The sequence below is a fragment of the Thermomonospora sp. CIF 1 genome, from assembly GCF_001896795.1.
GTDB lineage: Bacteria > Actinomycetota > Actinomycetes > Streptosporangiales > Streptosporangiaceae > Thermomonospora > Thermomonospora curvata.
This window is the reverse complement of record NZ_MOYN02000011.1, coordinates 1-18,584: the sequence shown is the minus strand read 5'-3', so window position 1 is coordinate 18,584 and position 18,584 is coordinate 1. Positions and strand designations below refer to the sequence as shown.

The window sequence follows — 18,584 nt, the reverse complement described above, 5'->3', positions numbered from 1 at the left end:
CCGTCTCAGGCGGCGGCGTCGCCGGTGGGGAATCCACCGGCGTGGAGCACCATCGCCGGCAGCGGGCGGCCGATCTGCTCCTGCAGCCACCGGCCGGCCTCCCGCAGCGCGGCGGTGTCGAGGCCGTGGTCGATCCCCGACCGTTCCAGGGCGTAGGCGAGGTCCTCGGTGGCGATGTTGCCGGTGGCGCGGGGGGCGAACGGGCAGCCGCCGATCCCGCCGAGGCTGGCGTCCAGCACGCCCACCCCGGCGTCGATCGCGGCGAGCGCGTTGGCGATGCCGCAGTTGCGGGTGTTGTGGAAGTGGGCGCGCAGCGCCGTCCCCTCCGGCAGCAGGTCGCGGACGGCCTCGACCCTGGCCGCCACGTCCCGGGGCACGGCGACCCCGATGGTGTCGGCCAGGGACAGTTCCGCCGGCGGCCGCTCCTGCAGGACCTGCTCGGCGACGGAGCGCACCGCCTCCACCGGGACCTCGCCTTCGAAGGGGCAGCCGAACGCCACCGCGAGGGTGACGTTCGCCCTGATGCCGGCCGCCTCGGCATCGCGCGCGATCCGCCGCCAGATGCCGATCCCCCCGGCGATGTCGGTGCCCTGGTTGCGCCGGCTGAAGGTGTCGGTGCAGTGCACCACCACGTTCACCTCGGTGATCCCGGCCGCCAGCGCGCGGGACAGGCCGCGTTCGTTCAAGATGAGCGCGCTGTAGGTGACCCCGTCTGCGGGGGGCAGCATGGCGACGAGGTCTTCGGCGTCGGCCATCGCGGGCACCTTCGCCGGGTGCACGAAGCTGGTGACCTCGATATTGCGGGCCCCGAAACGCACCGCGTGTTCCACGAGCCGCCGTTTCTGCTCGGTGGTCAGCCGGGTCGGCTCGTTCTGCAGGCCGTCGCGCGGCGCCACCTCCACGATGCGGACCGGTGCCGTCATCGTTCACCTCCCTGATCGTCGCCGCCGAACCCCTCGTGCGGCGCCGGCGGCCGCATCCTCCCGGTCGCCGGGCTCCCGCCGCGGCCCGTGGGGACGGCGTACCGGCCGACCGGACCCGGCTCCTCCTCGATCTTGCATGACCGTCCCGGACGCGGCGCGGCCGAGAACGGTACGGGCCTTTTCCCTGCACGGACGCGCGCCCGGGTCAGGAGATGGGAGCGGTCAGCAGCTCCAGGCAGCCGGCTTCGACGGCGCGGTGCCGGAACTGCTCGGGGGTTCCCTCGGCGACCGCGGTGGCCCGGGCGCGCCGGAAATACAGGTGGGCGTCGTGCTCCCAGGTGAAGCCGACGCCGCCGGACACCTGGATCAGGCCGCCGGCGGCGGCCAGGAAGCACTCGGCGGCCTCGGCGCGGGCCAGCAGGGCGAGCCGGTGGGCGTTCTCCCGGTCGCCGCCGTCGCAGGCGTTCGCGCCGGCCGCGACCAGGGCGCGGGCGGCGGTGGCGTCGATCGCGGTGTCCGCGCAGCGGTGCTGGATCGCCTGGTAGCTGCCGATCGGCCGGCCGAACTGCTCGCGGACGGCGGCGTAGGAGACCATGGCGGCCAGGCAGCCTTCGGCGCCGCCGACCTGTTCGGCCGCCGCCAGCAGCCAGGCCACGGTGCGGTGCCGCTCCAGGTCGGCCCGGTCGCCGGGGGCGGTGACGGGCACGGCCGGTGCGCCGTCGACGGTGATGTCGGCCCGGGGCGTGGTCAGGTCCACGGTGGCCAGTGCGCTGCGCGCCGCCTGCGGCGGGATCGCGGCGAGCGCCATGGCCGGTCCCTGGTCGGTGCGGACCGGGCAGAGCACCAGGTCGGCGACCCGGCCGTGGGTCACCCGGGCGGCGGTGCCGTGCAGCCGTCCCGCGGTGAGGGTGGGCGCGGGGGCGTCCTCGCCGGCGGCGGCCAGGGCGGGCACGGCCCGGCCGGTCAGGAACCGTTCGATCCGCTCTTCCAGCTCCTGCGGCAGGCCGGAGGACGGCAGCGCCCGCAGCGACCAGCCGACCAGCAGCGCCGCCCGCGCCGGCCCCGGGTAGAGGGCGGCCCCGCACTCTTCGGCGGCGGCGACCAGGTGGGCGACGCCGAGCTCAAGGCCGCCGCGGTCTTCGGGGGCGGCCATCGCCGTCAGGCCGATCTGCTCGGCGATCGCCGCCCAGCGGCGCTCATCGAAACCGGCCCGCGCCAGGTCGTCGTCTGCTCCGCCGCCGGCGTCGCGGAGGCGCCGCGCCTCCGCGATGCCGGGGTGGTCGCCGAAGAAGGCGCGCAGGGATGCCCGGACCTCATCGGGGCTGATGTCGTGGGTCATCGCGGCTCCTGTCGGGAGAGCAGGTCCACCAGCGCCGAGCGGGAGATCTTGCCGCTGGCCGTCTTGGGCAGCCCGTCGAGGAAGACGACCGTCCGCGGCACCTTGTAGCCGGCCAGCTCGGCCCGGCAGTGCGCGAGGACCGCCTCCTCGGTGAGGCGGTCCTCGCGCCGCACGATGGCGGCGCAGACCCGCTGCCCCCAGGTGCGGTCCGGCAGCCCCACCACCGCGGCCTCCGCGACGTCCGGCAGCTCGCAGAGCGCGGACTCCACCTCCAGCGGGTGGACGTTCTCCCCGCCGGTGATGATCATCTCGTCGGAGCGGCCCTCGACGTACACGTAGCCGTCCGCATCCAGGTGCCCCACGTCGCGGCTGTTCAGCCAGCCGTCCACGAAGACCTTGGCGGTCTCGGCGGGCCGCCCCAGGTAGCCCTTGGCCATGAACGGGGTGCGGAACCACAGCTCCCCGGAGGTCCCGGGCGGGACGACCTGGCCGGTCACCAGGTCGCGGACCTGCAGTTCGACGCCCACCGTGGGACGCCCGGCCGACGCCAGCCGTCCGGTGTGCGCACCGTCGGTGCGGTGGTCCTCGGGCGGCAGGTAGGTCACCACGCCGCCGGCCTCGGTCATCCCGTACACCTGGCACATCTCGCAGCCGAGCACCTCCAGGGCCTCCCGGAGCGTGGGCGGCGGGATGGGCGAGGCGCCGTAGGCCACATGACGCAGCTCCGGCAGCGGAGTGGGCTCGATCTTGAGCTGGTCGATCAGGGCGCGGATGAGGGTGGGCACGAGCACCGCGTGGGTGATGCGCTGCCCGGCCATGGCCGCCACGATGCTCTTGGGGGCCGCGTCGGCCAGGTAGACCTGCCGGGAGCCGTACAGCAGCCCGTACTGCACCCAGTAGGCCCCCGCCAGGTGGAAGACCGGCGGGACGATCAGCAGCCGGGAGTCCGGCTGAAAACCGTGGACCACCGGGGTGGTCGCCCCGATCTCCATGGCCAGCCGTTCCAGCGGGACCGCCTTGGGCGGGCCGGTGGAGCCGGAGGTGAAGAACACCATCGCCACATCGTCTGCGGCCGGTTCCAGCGGCGCGGCCGCCGCCCGGCCGGGCCACATGCCGGCGGTGGTCTGGTCGACGACCTCGATGTGGACCCCGGGACCGGCGATCGCCTCGGCGCGGCCGGCGAAGGCGGTGCTGGTGAAGATGTGCGTCACCGCCGTCTCGGCGCAGCAGGCGGCCAGATCGCGGTCCGGCAGCCGCCAGTTGAGGCCGACCAGGGCGGACCGCTGCCGCCAGGCGCCCAGCAGCGTGGCCGGGTAGCCGATGTCGTTGGCGCCCAGCCAGGCGACGCGGGAGCCGGCCCCGCCGGTGGCGGCGATGACGGCGGCGGCCCGGTCCGCGGCGGTGTCCAGCTGCGCCCACGTCAGGGACGCGGCGGGCCCGACGACGGCCACCTCATCGGGGCGTTCGGCGGCGTGCCGCCGCACGGCCTGATCGACCGTGGGCCGGGGCCAGTCGGGGGTCACAGCGCCGTCCATGACCGCTCACCCAGCCACCGGGTGATGATGTCGACGGCCTGGTTGAGGTGCGGCACCTGGTCGGGGCCGGCGTAGTAGTGGGTCGCCCCTTTGATCATGTGCATTTCCTTGTCGGGGTGCCCGATCGCCTCAAACAGCCGGTGGGTGTGGCTGGGGGTGCAGGCGTCGTCGGCGGTGTTCCCGATGACCAGGGTCGGCACCTTGATGTCGGCCGCGCAGCGGGGCCCGTCGGCGTTGGCGTCGTCATAGCTCCACTGCGACAGCCAGCTGCGCAGCGTGCTGAACCGGGCCAGCCCCACCGGGCCCATGTTCACGATCCGCGGGTCGCCCAGGTAGCAGCGGCCCGGCGGGCGGTCGCTGGGGTCCAGCGTCGGGTCGAGCCAGCGCGGGTCGGCCATCGTCCCGTGCACCACGAACCCCCGCTCCATCAGCGGCTCGCCCTGAGCCTTGAGGTCGGCCAGGGTCTCCTTCACCCACGCGGTGATGCGGCGGTTGCGGGCGATCTGGGCGGCCCGGTAGCGCTCGATGAACTCCGGCGAGTACGGCGGCTGGTTGGGGTTGTCGGGGTTATAGATGTCCAGCTCGGGGTCGCGTTTGGTGGGGTCCTGCTCGTCCAGGATGGACGGGTCCAGCCACTCGGTGAGCGTGCCGTGCCGGCTGATGTGCGCGGCCAGCAGCATGATCCCGTCGGCCGGGGGCAGGTCCAGCCGGGTGAGGTCGGGCGGGTCGCCGGCGGGCGTGCAGGTGACCGTGGGGTGCTGGGCCTGCTGCTGGTAGAACAGCGACAGCGCGCCGCCGCCGCTCCACCCGCCCAAGATCACGTTCTGGTAGCCCAGGCGCTCGCGGGCGTCCTTGACGCAGGCGGCCAGGTCCTGGACGACCTTCTCCATGATCAGCGCGCTGTCGACGCCGCGGTAGCGGCTGTTGCAGTAGATCACGTGGTGGCCGGCGCGCGGCAGCGCGTTGGTCATCGGCAGGTAGGCCCCGCCGCCGATGGGGTGCATGAACACGATCACCGTGTCGGAGGGGACGCCCTTGGGGCGCAGCAGGTAGCTCTCCAGCACCACGTGCTCGCTGACCCCGCCGTAGGTGTCGCGGTAGGCCGAGGTGTCCTCGAAGACGATGAGGTACGGCTTGCGCTCGTATTCGAATCTCTTCCGCTCGCTCACGCCCGCACCTCTTTCTTGTCGGCTTCTTCCTTGGTCTGGGTGGGCTGGGCGCCCAGCATCACCGGCGTGGGGATGAGCCGGCGGCGCGTGTCGATCGCGATGACCTTCCACTCCACCCGTTTTTCCTGCTCGAACAGGCGCCGGGCGCGCCGGCGGGCCCGCTCGGGGACGCCGTGGTGGATGCCCTGGGGGGCGTGCGAGATCAGCCCGGCGGGCATGTCCACGCCGAAGACGCTGCCGCCGTGGTAGAAGGCGATCTCGTCGTAGTCGGTGTTGCGGTGGTACCAGGGGACCCGTTCCACCCCCGGCTTGCCCTCGGCCGGGCGGGGCAGGAAGTTCAGCACGTACACCCCGGTGGCCTGCATGAACAGGTGCACCGTGGGGGGCAGGTGGACGTCGTCGGAGGTGATGACGTCGTAGTCGGCGATGTTGAAGGTGAAGGGGAAGTTGTCGCCCCGCCACCCTTCCACGTCCAGCGGGTTGAACGGGTAGAACAGCGAGGAGCGGCCCTCGCGCTGGCGCAGGCGGATCTCGTACTCCTCCCGGCCGTCGTCGGGGAAGACCTCCGGCTCGGGGATGGTGATCAGGGACGAGTCGAAGGGGAAGAACCGGCCGAGCGTGCCGGCCTCGGGCACCCGGAACTCCTCGGTCGCCTCGATGATCAGCAGGTGGGAGCGGTCCTGGGGGATCTGCCGGTAGGTGGTGCCCTTGGGCAGGTACACCCAGTCGCCGGGCCGGTACGGCAGCCGCCCGAACTCGGTCTCGAAATGCCCGGTCCCCTCGTGGACGAAGATCAGCTCATCGCCGTCGATGTTGCGGGTGTAAAACGGCGCGACCTGCCCGCGGCGGCTCAGCAGGATCCGGCAGTCGGGGTTGTGGAACATCACCAGCGGCTCGCCGTCGGCCTCCAGGTCGGTGGGCTTCAGCTCGCCGGTCTGCACGTTGACGGCGGCCAGGTCGCCCTCGATGCGGAACCGGGTGGGGTCGTTGCGGCGGTACAGGTGGGCGGTGCGGCCGGTGAAGCCGTAGCGGCCGAGCTCGTCGTCTTTGAGGTCCCCCACGTCCCGGTGGATCTGCCGCGGGGTCCTCCCCCGGCGGAGCTGGACGAACGATTCCATGGGCGCTGCTCCTCACTGGCTGGTGCCGTTCACGACGCGCGCGGTGCGGATCTGGGAAGGCCCAGCCCGCGCTGGGCGATGACGTTGCGCTGGATCTCGTCGGTGCCCCCGGCGATGTGCAGGGCGGGGACGCCGAGCACGAACTCCGACCAGGCGTAGGTGTCTTTCTCGCCGAGATCGACGAACGCCTTTTCGCCCAGTGCGTCCTGGGCGAGGCGGGCGATGTGGTCGGCGGCGCGGTTCATGAGCATCTTGCGGATCGACCCGGAGACCGGCTCCAGGCGGTGGGTGTAGGAGCCGGGGGTGAGGTTCGCGGCGGCCCGCATGGCGACCACGGCCGCCACGGTCCGCGCCAGCTGGGGGCGGAGCACCGGGTCGTCCTCGGCGCCGAGCCGGCGGATCAGCCGCGTCACCCGTTCCATCACCTGCGGGGTGAGGGGGCCGGCCGCGCCGCTCATCGTGCTGCGCTCGGAGCCGAGGCTGGTGAGGGCGACGCGCCAGCCTTCGCCGACTCCCCCGATGCGCCGGGCGTCCGGCACGCGCACCCCGTCCAGGAACACCTCGTTGAACGCCGCGCCGCCGGTCATCTGCCGGATCGGCCGGACCGTCACCCCGGGGGCGTGCATGTCCAGCAGGAACATCGTCAGCCCGGCGTGCTTGGGCGCGGCGGGGTCGGTGCGGACCAGGACCTCCCCCACGTCCGCCAGGTGGGCCATCGAGGTCCACACCTTCTGCCCGGTGAGGACCCAGTGGTCGCCGTCGCGGACGGCGCGGGTGGCGACGCCGGCGAGGTCGGAGCCGGCGCCGGGTTCGGAGAACATCTGGCAGCCGATGAGCTCGGCGCGGTAGAGCGCGGGCACGATCTCTTCGCGCAGCGCCGGCGTGGCGTGGTGGAGCAGGGCCGGGGCGACGATGTTGAGCCCGACGAACAACGCCTCCCGCGACGGGAAGCCCATCTCCGCCAGCACGTCTTCGAGGACCTCGTCGTGGGCGTCGGTCAACCCGAGGCCGCCGAACTCGACCGGGCCGCTGGGCCAGGCCACGCCGGCCTCATACAGCGCCCGCTGGAAGCGGCGCGCCCGGGCGACTTCTTCCTCATGCCCTTCCCTGAGTTCCTCGACGGCCGCGATGCGGTCGTCGTCGGGGTCGGCCTCGGCCGGGCGGGCGTGCTCGGCGACGAGGGGGGCCAGCCGCTCGCGCAGGAAGCCGGCGAAGGCGGCCAGATCCCGCGGGGGGTCGAGGGGGGCGGCGCTCATGCCAGGCCCGCCAGCTTGCGCGCCAGGTCCTTCGCCCGCTCCATGTCGTAGTGCTTGCGGGCCACCAGCCGCTGGGCGTACAGGCCGCCGCCGGACTGGATCATGGTGACCAGCTGCCAGCCGCCGTAGGCGTCGGCGGTGAAGTCGCGGACGGCGTGGAACAGGCGGGTGCGGTACTCGCCGTCGATGTCCTCCTTGGTCGCCATGTACTTGCGGATGAAGGGGCCGACTTCTTCGTTTTCCAGGTCCCGCACCGAGGGGGCGGTGACGATCGCGCCGCCGCCGATGTCGTGCAGGTGGCGGACCATGCGGCTGTATTCGGCGGCGGCGTAGTGCTTGGCGGCGTTGGTGTACAGCTCGCTGGGGAAGTACCAGCCCTCTGGGCTGGGTTCGGCGTTGGCGATGGCGGCCTCCAGCCCGGCGCGCACCAGCGTCGCGTAGATGATCATCTCCGCGATCTTTTCCCGGATGTGGTGGATGCGGTCGGTGCCGTTGGCCTCGGCGACCAGTTGCGCCAGGCCGACGAGCTGGTCGCCGAACTCGGCCAGGTGGGCGGTGCCGCCCAGCCGCTCCCACAGCCCCAGGGCGTGGGCGAAGGTGGCCGAGTGCTCGATCTCTCCGGCCAGGAACACCCGCTCGTTGGGGACGAAGACGTCGTCGAGGATCACAAAGCCCTCGGGCATGTTGTGCCGGGAGCTGACGGGGAAGTCCTCGATGCGTTCGCGGGGCGCGTAGCTGGTGTTGACGATGCGGACGCCGGGGGCGTTCACCGGGATGGCGCAGGCGACGGCGTAGTCTTCCTCGCCCTCCTTCATGTTCTTGGTCGGCATGACGATCAGCTCGTGGCTGACCGCGGCCGAGGAGATGTGCAGTTTGGCGCCGCGGACGACGATGCCGTCTTGGCGGCGCTCGATGATGCGGGTGTAGACGTCCGGGTCGTGCTGCTTGCTCGGCGGCAGCCGGCGGTCCCCCTTGGCGTCGGTGATCGCCTGGACGCAGCGCAGGTCCTTGGCGCGGCAGTACTCGAAGTACTCCTCGATCCGGCGGGCGTACTCGGGCCGGGCGGGGCGGATCCGCGCCGCGGCGGTCAGCAGGGCCAGCAGCCCCTGGCTGGTGGTCACGGTGACCATGTCCCAGGTCAGCAGGTCCTCCAGGATCTCTTTCAGCTCCTGGCGGCTGCGGGGGATCTTGAAGTACGGCCCGCTGGCGTCCTCTCCCGGCCGGTAGTGCGCCTCGTACCCGTCGCCCACCAGCTTGATCGCGGTGGCGAACTGCGGGTGGGAGGCGAGGTCCTTGACCTCCTGGCCCTCTGCGAAGATCCGCCGGCCGTCGTCGAGGGAGGCCAGGTACTGGGACCTGTTCATCATCGCCATCTGGGGGCTCTCCTGGGGGTCGCTCCGGGGGCATTTCTGAGGCTAGATTCAGATTCAGAAGTGTGCAAGGGCGGAATCCGAGGGGAGATGATGGTCCGAGCACAGGCGGCAAGGGCGCTTGCGGACGTGATCGCCGGGGCGCAACCCTCCCCACCCAGCGCTGCAGAAGACGAGACAGAGATCGATGAGCGACGGAGCGTCCACGACGAAGGCCCAGCCGGCCACGCCCAAGGGCCGGCGGACAGAGGCCGCGTTCCTGGAGGCGGCGCGGCGGACGTTCGCCGAGAAGGGCTACTTCAACACCAAGATCTCCGACATCGCGGCGGCGGCCGGCCGCTCGCCCGGGTCGTTCTACAACTACTACGACAACAAAGAACAGCTCCTGGAAGCGCTGCTGGAGGAGTTCGCCCAGGAGGTCATGACGGCCTCGACGCTGGAGTCCGGATCCGGCGACCCCTACGAGGGCGTCCGCGCCGCGGTCACCGCCTACTGGCACACCTACCGCAAGTACCTGCCGGAGATGATCGGCCTGTTCCAGATGTCCATGACGGACGAGCGTTTCCGGCAGCGGTGGCGGGAGCACCGGGCCGCCGGCATCCGGGGCGTGCTGCGCGGCCTGCACGCGGCCGAACGCTCCGGCCACACCATCGGACTGGACCTGCCGACACTGGCCTCGGCCCTGGTCAGCCTGCTGGAGTCGTTCTGCTGGACGTGGCTGGGGGCGGGCGGTGAGGCCGATGTCGCCCCTCCCGACGACGAGACCGCCATCACCACGCTCACCGAGATCTGGTACCGCACGGTCTACGGCGCGGCCCCTTCGGCGTGACCGGACGGCCGCAATCTCCCCCGGGGGTGTGACATGAGCACCGGGCCGCTGGAAGGAATCACGGTCATCGAGTTCGGCGGCTTCATCGCCGGCCCCTTCGCCGGACAGTTGCTCGGCGACTACGGCGCACGAGTGATCAAAGTCGAGCCCCCCGGCGGGGACCCGATGCGCCGCTGGGGCGTGCTGCACGAGGGCCGCAGCCTGTGGTGGCCGGCGATCGCCCGCAACAAGGAATCGGTCGTCCTGGACCTGAAGACCGAGAAGGACCGCGAGCTGGCGCGCTCGCTCATGGTCGGCGCCGACGTGGTGCTGGAGAACTTCGCCCCCGGCCGGATGGCCGAATGGGGCCTGGACTACGCCTCGGTCGCCCCCGACAACCCCGGCCTCATCATGGTGCACGTCTCCGGCTTCGGCCAGGACGGGCCGCGCGCCCACGACCGCGGCTTCGGCAGCGTCGCCGAGGCCATGGGCGGCCTGCGCGCCCTGATGGGCTACCCGGACCGCCCCCCGGTGCGCGCCGGCATCAGCCTGGGAGACGAGATCGCGGCGATGTTCGCGGTGATCGGCACCCTGGCCGCGCTTCATGAACGCAACCGCACCGGCCGCGGCCAAGAGGTCGATGTGGGCCTGTATGAGAGTGTGTTCGCGCTGACCGAATCCCTGCTGCCGGACTGGGAGATCGGCGGCGTGCAGCGAACCAGGACCGGCAGCACCCTGCCCGGCGTCGCCCCCTCCAACGTCTACAAGACGTGCGACGGGGTGGAGATCCTCATCGCCGCCAACGCCGACGCGATCTACCAGCGCCTGTGCCAGGCGATGGGCCGCCCCGAGCTGGCCACCGACGAACGCTTCGCCACCCACCAGGCCCGCGGCCGCCACGCCGAGGAACTCGACGAAATCATCCAGTCCTGGGTCGGCACCCTGGACGCCGCAACGGTCGAGGCCCTGCTCGACGACCACGGCGTCCCCCGCGGCCGGATCTACACCCCCGCCGACATCCTGGCCGACGAACAGTACGCCGCCCGCAAGATGATCACCCGCCTGGAGGCCCCCGGCTACCCCCGACCGATCCCGATGCCCAGCGTGGTCCCCAAGTTCACCCGCACCCCGGGCACCATCCGCCGCCCGGGCCCGGAACTTGGCGAACACACCGAAGCAGTACGCCGCGAGTTCGGCGGGGACGAGTAACCCGCCTGCGACGCCGCCGGGCCGGGACCGAGGTTTCCTGCGGCCTTCCGTCCCGCCCGGCGGTATCCGTCAGCAGGCAGCCTCCCACTCGGGTTCCCCGGGGTTTCTCAACGCAAGCGAACGGGACGCCCGGGGTGAAGCACACGCCGGGGACCTTGGGAGACGCCGCGCCACCACGTCCCGAAAGCCGCAGATCCCCCGGCAGGACGCTCTTTGTCACAAGAGCAGTCCACATGGCGGGCTCTGCACAGGCCCCTGTCGAACCATGCTCGGCGTCCCGTCCCGTGATCGAGTGCCTGACTCGGTTTCCTTGCCGCCCGCCACCGGATCGACGCCCCACGAGACCCCCGGGTCCCGCGCCGCCCCACTCCAGAACTCTGCCGGTGCACCTGCCCACGAGGCCGCTTCCGGTCACGTTCAGTAAAGGACAGGACACGCAATCTCCGGAAGGCTGACAATGTTGACACTTTGCAGACACTTTCGGGGGGTGTCAGGGCGGACATCAGGCGGACACGATGCGGACACTTTGCGGACACTTTTGTGCCCGCCTCACATCCGCCCGGAGCGAATGAGAGGCTGCGCTTATGACCGACAAGCGGCGCCCCGCATGGGCGGTCAGGCTCGAAGCCGAACGATCGGCCCGAGGTTGGGGTAAGCACGAGATGGCCCGGCGGCTACTGGCCGCATCCCACATCGAACGGGGTTCGATTCGAAACCTCGCCCGGCAGATCCACCGCTGGGAAGCCGGAGAGGTCTTTCCCCGCGACTGGGCCACCACCTACGCCACCGCTTTCAAACTGGACGAAAAAGATCTTTTCGGCTCCGCATGCCCCTATCCAGGGGGTCAAAGCACCACTCCCACGGGTACCGTTGAAAAGAAGACCCGTCCCGACAATGGGGATGACGACGTGAAACGCCGTGCGCTCTTGGAACTGATGGCCGCCCTCGGCGCCGGAGCGGCAGTGCCCGCGGGCACGGTCGCCGCCGTGCTCGCCGCCCTGGAAAGCTCCCTGGACGCCCCCGCCACCGAACTGGACGCCCCCGGCTGGCAGAACCTCGCCTGGGAGTACTCCCAAGAGATCTGGGTCCAACCGGTCGGCGCCCTGATGCGCGACCTGGCCGCCGACATCATGGATCTTGGCGTGGCCCTGCAACGCGAAAAGAACCCCTCCGCCCGCAAAGATCTGCTGCGGGTCAGCGCCCAGCTCACCACCTACATGTCCCAGGAACTCAGCGACCTGGGCCGCTACCGCGACGCCGGCCGAGCCCTCCAGGCCGCCACCCACGCCGCCGACGAGTCCGGCGACCGCGAACTGTCCGTCTGGGTCCGCTGGTATCGAGCGTCGAGAGCACTATGGGAAAACCGTCCCCCAGAGGTCATCAGCAACCTGCTCGCCGACGCCTTCAAACATGCCTCCGGCACACCATCCTCCGGACTGGCCAAAGCCTTCGGCACACGCGCCAAGTTCCTTGCCACCCAAGGGGACGCGACAGGAGCCAAGCAGGCGATCCGCGATCTACACGAGGTATTCGGCCGCCTCCCTGAGCACGTCCTCCAAGACCGGATATCACCACACGGCTTTCCCGAAAGCTCCCTGAGACAGGTTGAAGGCTTCACCCACGTGATGCTGGGCGACACGAAGCACGCCACGTCCGCGATCGACCAAGCCCTCTCCCTCATGCCCGAGGAGCGCTCGGGAAGCCGCACAAATCTCAATCTCATGCGTGCCCTCGCCCTCGTCCACGACCGCGACATCACCGAGGGCCTCAACCACGCCGCAACCACCCTGAACGGCATGCCCACCAGCTCAAGCCGCCGCCGCATCACCGAGGAGATCATCAAAGCCCTCCCCGACGAGAAGACCCGCGCCCTCCCCGCCGCCCGAGAACTCCGCGCCCTCGCCGCCGGCAAAACCTGACCCTCGCGACGGCACCTCAGCAAGGGTGAATCTCTTTCGGGCACGCGGCCCAAGACACCGGGAGCGCCTACGTTCCTCGGTGCCGCGCCGCTGCGGCTCACGGCATCGCCCCTGACCGCGGGACCTCGCGTGCCGTCTGTGAGAACGACGTGTCGAAAAGGCCCACCGCAGCATCCCCGGCCGCTGAAGCGCTCTCGCCGGCTCTGTACGCCGGGAAACAGCGAGCTTTCTCAGCGAACCGAGGTGGGGACCGCGCTGCGGCACCCTCAGGGCAAAGGCACACCCGGCCCCGGCCCTCAGACGGACGCCCCTCACCCCTAATGGCGACGGCATGTCCCTTCCACCGGTCGCTCCATGCCGTCCTCCCCCGCTTTCACCGGCCGCCGATCAGCACCCCGATACCACCTGCCGGCAGTGCCGAATCACTGAGAAAACCTCAGCGCGCCCCCTCCACGGAGATGCCGGAAGGGCGCACTGCCGGGCGGCCCGTCTCCAACGGTCGAGGTGGACAACGGCGCCGGACACGCCGCTCCGCCCTCATCGATGCCGGGGCCCACGCGTCTTGGGGTGCGTGCCGCTCGATGCGCTGACTGGTCTGCCGGGTCTCCGATCGATCTGCTACAAGTGTAGTAGTAATAAGTATTGCCGCCGTCCCGCTCCCGAAGGTTGATTCCCTGCAGCGGGAGCGGATCGGCGGGAGGACACCGGACCGGGCCGCCCGCCCGCGTCCAGGACCCGAAGCGTGGAGGGAGCCTCCATGGGCGTCGGCCCGGCCGAAGGAGCGGCGGCGCGTCGCCGGACGGAAAGCGGTGGTCGCAGCCGGACCGCTCGTGCCCGCGCAGACGCCACCGGGGGCTCCGGCGTCGCTGACGCCGACGGCAGGCACATCACCGATCGCAGACGAGTAGGGGAGCGATGATCTTCAGGCAGATGCTGGGCGCGTTCGGCGTGGGCGGCCCTTCGGTGGAGACGGTGCTGACGTCCGCGCAGTGCCGGCCGGGTGAGATCCTGACCGGTGAAGTGCGGCTGCAGGGCGGCGAGCAGGACGCCTACATCGACCGGATCGTGCTCAGCCTGGTCACCGAGGCGGAGTTCGAGCACGACGACCATGAGGGCACCGCGGGGCTGGAGTTCCACCAGGGCGCGATCACCGGCGGGTTCGTCGTGGGCGCCCACCAGTTCCACACCATCCCGTTCCAAGTGCCGCTGCCGTGGGAACTGCCGATCACCCAGGTGTACGGGCGGCACCTGGACGGCATGGTGCTGGGGGTGCGCACCGAGGTGGAGGTGGCCGGGCAGCTCGACAAGGGCGACCTGGACCCGATCGCGGTCACTCCCCTGCCGTCCCAGCAGCGGGTGCTGGACGCCTTCGCCGAGCTGGGCTTCGTCTTCAAAAACGCCGACCTCGAATACGGCCAGATCTCCGGGCTGAACCAGCAGCTGCCGTTCTACCAGGAGATCGAGTTCTACGCCCCGCCGCAGTACAGCGGCCACATCAACGAGGTCGAGCTGACGTTCGTGACCGACCCGCACCACCTGGTGGTGGTGCTGGAGGCCGACCGCCGCGGCGACCTGTTCTCCGAGGGCGAGGACGTCTACGGCCGCCTCCACGTCCCCCATGACCAGGCCCTGTACATGGCGTGGGAGCACGAGATCACCAACTGGCTGCAGGCGGTCATCGGCCGCCTGTCCGGCGGGCACGTCACCTACGGTCACCACGAGGTGCACGGCGGCCACGGCTCTCACGGCCACTTCGAAGGTCACGGCGGGCACGGCGGGCATGGCGGGCATGGCGGTCCGGGCTGGGCGGGCGTGGCCGCCGGGGCCGCCGCCGGATTCGTCGCCGGCGCGGTGGTGAACGAACTGCTCGACGACGACTCCGAGGAGGAAGAGGAAGAGCAAGAGACCGACGTGGTCGAGGCCGCCCAGGCCGCCGCCTACGAGGCCGCGTACCAGGTCGCCTACCAGGAGGCGATCGAAGAGGCCGTGGAAGACGCCTACGAAGATGCCTATGAGGCCGCCTACGAGGCGGCCTATGAAGAGGCCTACGAAGAGGCGTCCGAAATCTTCGAGGACGAGGACTGACTCTTCCCCGGGAACGCCGGGCCCAGGTGGCGCCCCGCGCCACCGCCTCCCCCGGCCGCGACGCACCCCTTCCGGCCCGCGGGGAACGGTTGCCCGTCGGAGCCGGTGACGGTGCCCTTGCCCCACCCCTTCCGGCCCGCGGGGAACGGGTCTTGACCGGGTTCACCGACCCGTCTTGGGAGGGCGGCGTCGAGCTCGCGCCGCCCTCCCGTACCGTGCGTGGAACCGGCTGAAGGGCCGGCTGCAAAACTCCCCTGCCGCCCGAGCCGGAGTGAAATATCGACAGAACGTCACCGGGGGCGTACGAAACCAGCGTCCTTTCACCGGCAGAGGACGCTCACCCGGAGCAGATTGAGCACACCACGACTCTGGTAAAAGCCGACACGGCGCGCGCCCCGCTCCGTCGAGAACCCCCAAGAACTCATTCCAAGCCCAGACTCTCTCCAACCTGATTGCGCCCCGAGAAGCCGGCGCCGGAGCAGAGCGACACTTCGGGCCTTCCGCGACAGCACTCCGGCCTACGGACACGGCCGTGCCCTAACGCGAGTCGCCGTCGGCCCGTCCGGGCGAAGAGCGGACCCGTCCACTCACCGACGCCACGATCTACTTCCTCCAGAATCCAGACGCCCCCGGCACCCCGCGCACAGGACTGTGCTCACACATTGAAAGGTCTAGGGATGGCGCGACGGCAGTGCGATAGTTCCGGCCAATAAGGCCATTCCCAAAACACCGGACTGACATGTCCGGTTCAAGGACCTCCCTCGAATGAGAGGGTGAACCACGTTATCGGACAGGTTTTCCTGGCCTGTCCCGGCTAGACACAGCGAATCCTCCCACACCATGATCAATTCGCTGTTACGGTTCGTCCTCAAAGCTCTGCTTTTTGTTTTTGATGTGTTCAGGAGTTTGTTGTGCATCGCGTGATACCCGCTGTCGTTCTTCCGTTCATGCTCGTCGGCTGTGGCGGTGAATCCGCCCCCTCGGCCGCCCCGCAAGAGCCGGCGCCCGCCGCCTCGGCGCCGGCGCAGCCGCAGACGGAGGAGGCCGTCCGGGAGGCCGCGCAGGAGCATGTGGACGCCTACGTCTCCGGCGATTACGCCGGAGCCTGGGAAAGCTGGTCGAACAGCGCCAAAAAGGTGCTCGACCAGGCCGGATACGTGCGGTTGAACGAGCTGTGCCCGCAACTGGCCGAGGGCGTTCCGATGAAGGTCGATGCGGTCAGGCTGAACGCCGCCAAGACCGTCGCAGTGGTGCGGTTCGAACGGCTCGGTTTCAAGTTCAGCTACAAGTACCTGTACGAGGACGGCCGGTGGCGGTTCCAGCCGGACGCCGAGACCATCGCCGACTACCGGCTCGGGGCCGAGGCACTGGCCGCCAAGCGCAAGAGGGAAGGCTCCTGCGGCTGACCCGCCGCGCCACTTCCCCGAGAGCACTGGACGTGCCGGTGCGGATCAAGCGCTCCGCACCGGCACCCTCCACCTGCGGCGTCTTCGTGGCGGGCTCGGCGGGACCGGCCCGCAGGCCGCGTCGCTCTCGTCCGGCCCGCCGGGCGAAAGCGAGCTCCACCTCACAGGCATGCCCGGGAGGACACCCCGGTTCCGTACAGCCCGTCCTTCGACGCGAAGAGCAGATGTCAAGGGAGTGGCCGGACGATTCGACGCGCCTTCGCGACGACACCGTGGGCCTGGAAGCACGCACGCAGTGCAAGCTCAGTCCTGCTTCACCAGGTGGGCGCGTAGGAACTCGATGACCTCCCCCCACAGGGCGTGGGCGGCCTCCGGACGATAGGTGGGCCGGTAGTCGGCGAGAAAGGCATGGCCCGCCCCGTCGAACACCCGGACCCTCCCCGGCTTGCCCGCCGCGCGCAGCCGCGTCTCCAACTCGGCAAGGTCGGCGGGCGAGGGGTTGGTGTCCTCCACGCCGCCCACCGCCAGCAGCGGGCACGACAGCCGCGGAACCAGATCGATCACCGGCACCGGACGGCTCGCCGTCACCTCCGCCTCGGGACGGGCCCGCCGTATGTACCCGCCCCAGCAGTCCACCGCGGCGTCCACCGCCCGGCTCGAACACGCATGAAGCAGCACCTGCCGGCCGCCGGCACAGAACCCGATCTCACCGACGGCGCCGGTGACGTCGGAACGCCCGCGCAGGTAGGCGGCCAGCGCGTCCAGATCGGCCACCACCTGCTCGTCGGGGAGCGCGAACATCGCCTCCAGCACCGCGGGCATGTCGGCGGGGTCGGGCGCCCCCGTACGGCTGTACAGGTCCGGCGCGAGCGCGACGAAACCGGCCCCCGCGAACCGGCGGGCCAGGTCACGGATGTGCTCGTTGAGCCCGAACGCCTCGTGCAGCACCAGCAGTCCCGGCGCGGGCGTCCCGCTCCGCGGGCGGGCGAGGTAGCCGCGGACCGGCATCCCGTCCCGCTCCACGGTGACCTCTTCGCTCAGCACCGCCGCCGGGTCCACGGCACCCGGCACGCTCCGGTGGGCGGTCACTGGACTTCCCCCTGCATGCTCATCTCCTCCCGGTCACGCGGGCTGGGCAAGCCGGACGTCTATCATCCACTCGATGCGGACCTTGGTGCTGTGGGACATCGACCGTACCCTGCTCAGCGTCGACGGCCTCAGCGCCGAGGTCTACGCCACCGCGCACCGCCAGGTCACCGGCCGCCGGCCGGCGAGGCTGCCCGCGATGGCGGGCAAGACCGACCTTGCGATCATCACCGAGACGCTGCGGCTCAGCCACCTGACGCCCACCGCCGAACTGGTGAGCGCGTTCGCCGGCGCCGTGGCCGACCACTACTCCGCACGGACCGAAGAGATCCGGACCCGAGGGCGCGCACTCCCCGGAGCGCACGCCGCCGTCCAGGCACTGGCCGCCGAACCGCAGGTGATCCAGTCGGTGCTGACCGGGAACATGCGACCGATCGCAGAGGCGAAACTGGCCGCATTCGGTTTCGACGAGCACCTGGACCTGCGGATCGGCGCCTACGGCATGGACGCCGCCACCCGCCCACCGCTGGTCGCCCTGGCCCGGCAGCGCACCGCCGCCGCCCACGGCGAACTGATCACAGCCGACCGCACCGTCCTGATCGGAGACACCCCCCTGGACGTCCAGGCCGCCCGCCTCACAGGCGCCCGCGTGATCGCCGTGGCCACCGGCCCCAGCGACGAGACGGCCCTGCGAGCCGCCGGCGCCGACCTCGTCCTGCCCGACCTCACCGACACCCCCACCATCCTCAAGGCGATCCTGACGCCCACCGCGAAATGACCCCTCCCAGCGGGCCTTGCCAACCTGCCGTCTCCGCCGACCGAAACAGGTGCGTCGCAGCCGGGAAGGACACCGCGCCCGAGGCCGTCACATCACCGGACGCCCCCCGAGACCCTCTCTTCGGCCCCCAAAGCCACGCCCTGAAAAGATCTGGCCCGCCCACTGATCGAGTCTTCCGCGAGCAACCTTGAGCACCGAAGAGCGAAAAACCTCCTCAGCCCTCCCCGACCTGCGATGAAGCACCCCAAATCCAGGAATCCCCGATGCGACCAAGAACCCTCTTTGTTTTCCCACAAGACTAACCGGCCTTGTCCACCGCGAATTCTCAGTCCACAAGCATTACTAAGGACGATGCAACCAGGATGACCCAAGCTATCTACCCTCGCCTGCGCAGAGAGCACAACGCCTGCACCCAATTCTCGGACGTATTACTGGATCACCTCCGCCTACATAAGCAGCACCTGCCCCTGAGAGGGCCATAGCGCCCTCCACCTGACAACCCCGCCTGCGTGGGGAACACGTGATGTCAGCGGCCGTCACCCGCCGCCGAACCGGATCACCCCACTCGCGCGGGGAAGAGGCC

The 18,584-nt window shown here is 70.6% G+C and carries 14 protein-coding genes; 6 read left to right on the top strand and 8 right to left on the bottom strand.

Annotation, left to right across the window (positions count from 1 at the left end; all coding sequences use genetic code 11):
• Window positions 1-5 precede the first annotated feature (5 nt).
• From BUE48_RS04750 to BUE48_RS04720, 7 genes are all read right to left on the bottom strand, one after another.
• Entirely contained in the window at window positions 6-923 is a 918-nt protein-coding gene (locus tag BUE48_RS04750; protein WP_012851331.1) for a hydroxymethylglutaryl-CoA lyase, read from the bottom strand.
• A gap of 205 nt (window positions 924-1,128) precedes the next feature.
• Window positions 1,129-2,262, bottom strand: a complete 1,134-nt coding sequence (locus BUE48_RS04745; RefSeq protein WP_012851330.1) for an acyl-CoA dehydrogenase family protein — start codon at window positions 2,260-2,262, stop codon at window positions 1,129-1,131.
• Window positions 2,259-3,797: a class I adenylate-forming enzyme family protein gene (locus BUE48_RS04740; RefSeq protein WP_286989048.1), complete on the bottom strand. Its 1,539-nt coding sequence runs from the start codon at window positions 3,795-3,797 to the stop codon at window positions 2,259-2,261. Before BUE48_RS04740 ends, BUE48_RS04745 begins: the two co-directional genes overlap by 4 nt.
• On the bottom strand, window positions 3,782-4,966 hold the full coding sequence (locus BUE48_RS04735) for an alpha/beta hydrolase family protein (protein WP_012851328.1): 1,185 nt from the start codon (window positions 4,964-4,966) through the stop codon (window positions 3,782-3,784). The genes BUE48_RS04740 and BUE48_RS04735 overlap by 16 nt, the downstream gene beginning before the upstream one ends.
• Window positions 4,963-6,084: a homogentisate 1,2-dioxygenase gene (locus BUE48_RS04730; protein WP_286989046.1), complete on the bottom strand. Its 1,122-nt coding sequence runs from the start codon at window positions 6,082-6,084 to the stop codon at window positions 4,963-4,965. The genes BUE48_RS04735 and BUE48_RS04730 overlap by 4 nt, the downstream gene beginning before the upstream one ends.
• 29 nt (window positions 6,085-6,113) lie before the next feature.
• Complete coding sequence (locus BUE48_RS04725; RefSeq protein ID WP_286989044.1) at window positions 6,114-7,340, bottom strand: acyl-CoA dehydrogenase family protein; 1,227 nt, start codon at window positions 7,338-7,340, stop codon at window positions 6,114-6,116.
• The gene (locus BUE48_RS04720) at window positions 7,337-8,713 is read right to left on the bottom strand and encodes a 4-hydroxyphenylacetate 3-hydroxylase N-terminal domain-containing protein (RefSeq protein ID WP_286989042.1); all 1,377 of its coding nucleotides are present in this window, start codon (window positions 8,711-8,713) and stop codon (window positions 7,337-7,339) included. The genes BUE48_RS04725 and BUE48_RS04720 overlap by 4 nt, the downstream gene beginning before the upstream one ends.
• A gap of 184 nt (window positions 8,714-8,897) precedes the next feature.
• Here BUE48_RS04720 and BUE48_RS04715 point away from each other — a divergent pair, with 184 nt between their 5' ends.
• The 5 genes from BUE48_RS04715 to BUE48_RS04695 all read left to right on the top strand — a co-directional run bounded on the left by BUE48_RS04715 (window position 8,898) and on the right by BUE48_RS04695 (window position 16,137).
• Window positions 8,898-9,539, top strand: a complete 642-nt coding sequence (locus BUE48_RS04715) for a TetR/AcrR family transcriptional regulator (RefSeq protein ID WP_012851324.1) — start codon at window positions 8,898-8,900, stop codon at window positions 9,537-9,539.
• A 33-nt stretch (window positions 9,540-9,572) separates the two neighbouring features.
• Window positions 9,573-10,727, top strand: a complete 1,155-nt coding sequence (locus BUE48_RS04710; RefSeq protein WP_012851323.1) for a CaiB/BaiF CoA transferase family protein — start codon at window positions 9,573-9,575, stop codon at window positions 10,725-10,727.
• 584 nt (window positions 10,728-11,311) lie between these two features.
• Entirely contained in the window at window positions 11,312-12,646 is a 1,335-nt protein-coding gene (locus BUE48_RS04705; protein ID WP_012851322.1) for an NsdA family TPR-like regulatory protein, read from the top strand.
• 915 nt (window positions 12,647-13,561) lie between these two features.
• On the top strand, window positions 13,562-14,731 hold the full coding sequence (locus BUE48_RS04700) for a sporulation protein (protein WP_286989039.1): 1,170 nt from the start codon (window positions 13,562-13,564) through the stop codon (window positions 14,729-14,731).
• Between the two features lie 947 nt (window positions 14,732-15,678).
• The gene (locus BUE48_RS04695) at window positions 15,679-16,137 is read left to right on the top strand and encodes a hypothetical protein (protein ID WP_286989038.1); all 459 of its coding nucleotides are present in this window, start codon (window positions 15,679-15,681) and stop codon (window positions 16,135-16,137) included.
• A gap of 303 nt (window positions 16,138-16,440) precedes the next feature.
• Here the strand turns inward: BUE48_RS04695 and BUE48_RS04690 are convergent, their stop codons facing one another.
• Window positions 16,441-17,226 (bottom strand): dienelactone hydrolase family protein, encoded by a 786-nt coding sequence (locus BUE48_RS04690; protein WP_012851319.1) that lies wholly within the window; start codon window positions 17,224-17,226, stop codon window positions 16,441-16,443.
• 73 nt (window positions 17,227-17,299) lie between these two features.
• On the opposite strand from BUE48_RS04690, the gene BUE48_RS04685 reads away from it, so the two are divergent.
• Window positions 17,300-18,001 (top strand): HAD family hydrolase, encoded by a 702-nt coding sequence (locus BUE48_RS04685; protein ID WP_286989036.1) that lies wholly within the window; start codon window positions 17,300-17,302, stop codon window positions 17,999-18,001.
• The last annotated feature ends 583 nt before the right edge of the window (window positions 18,002-18,584 follow it).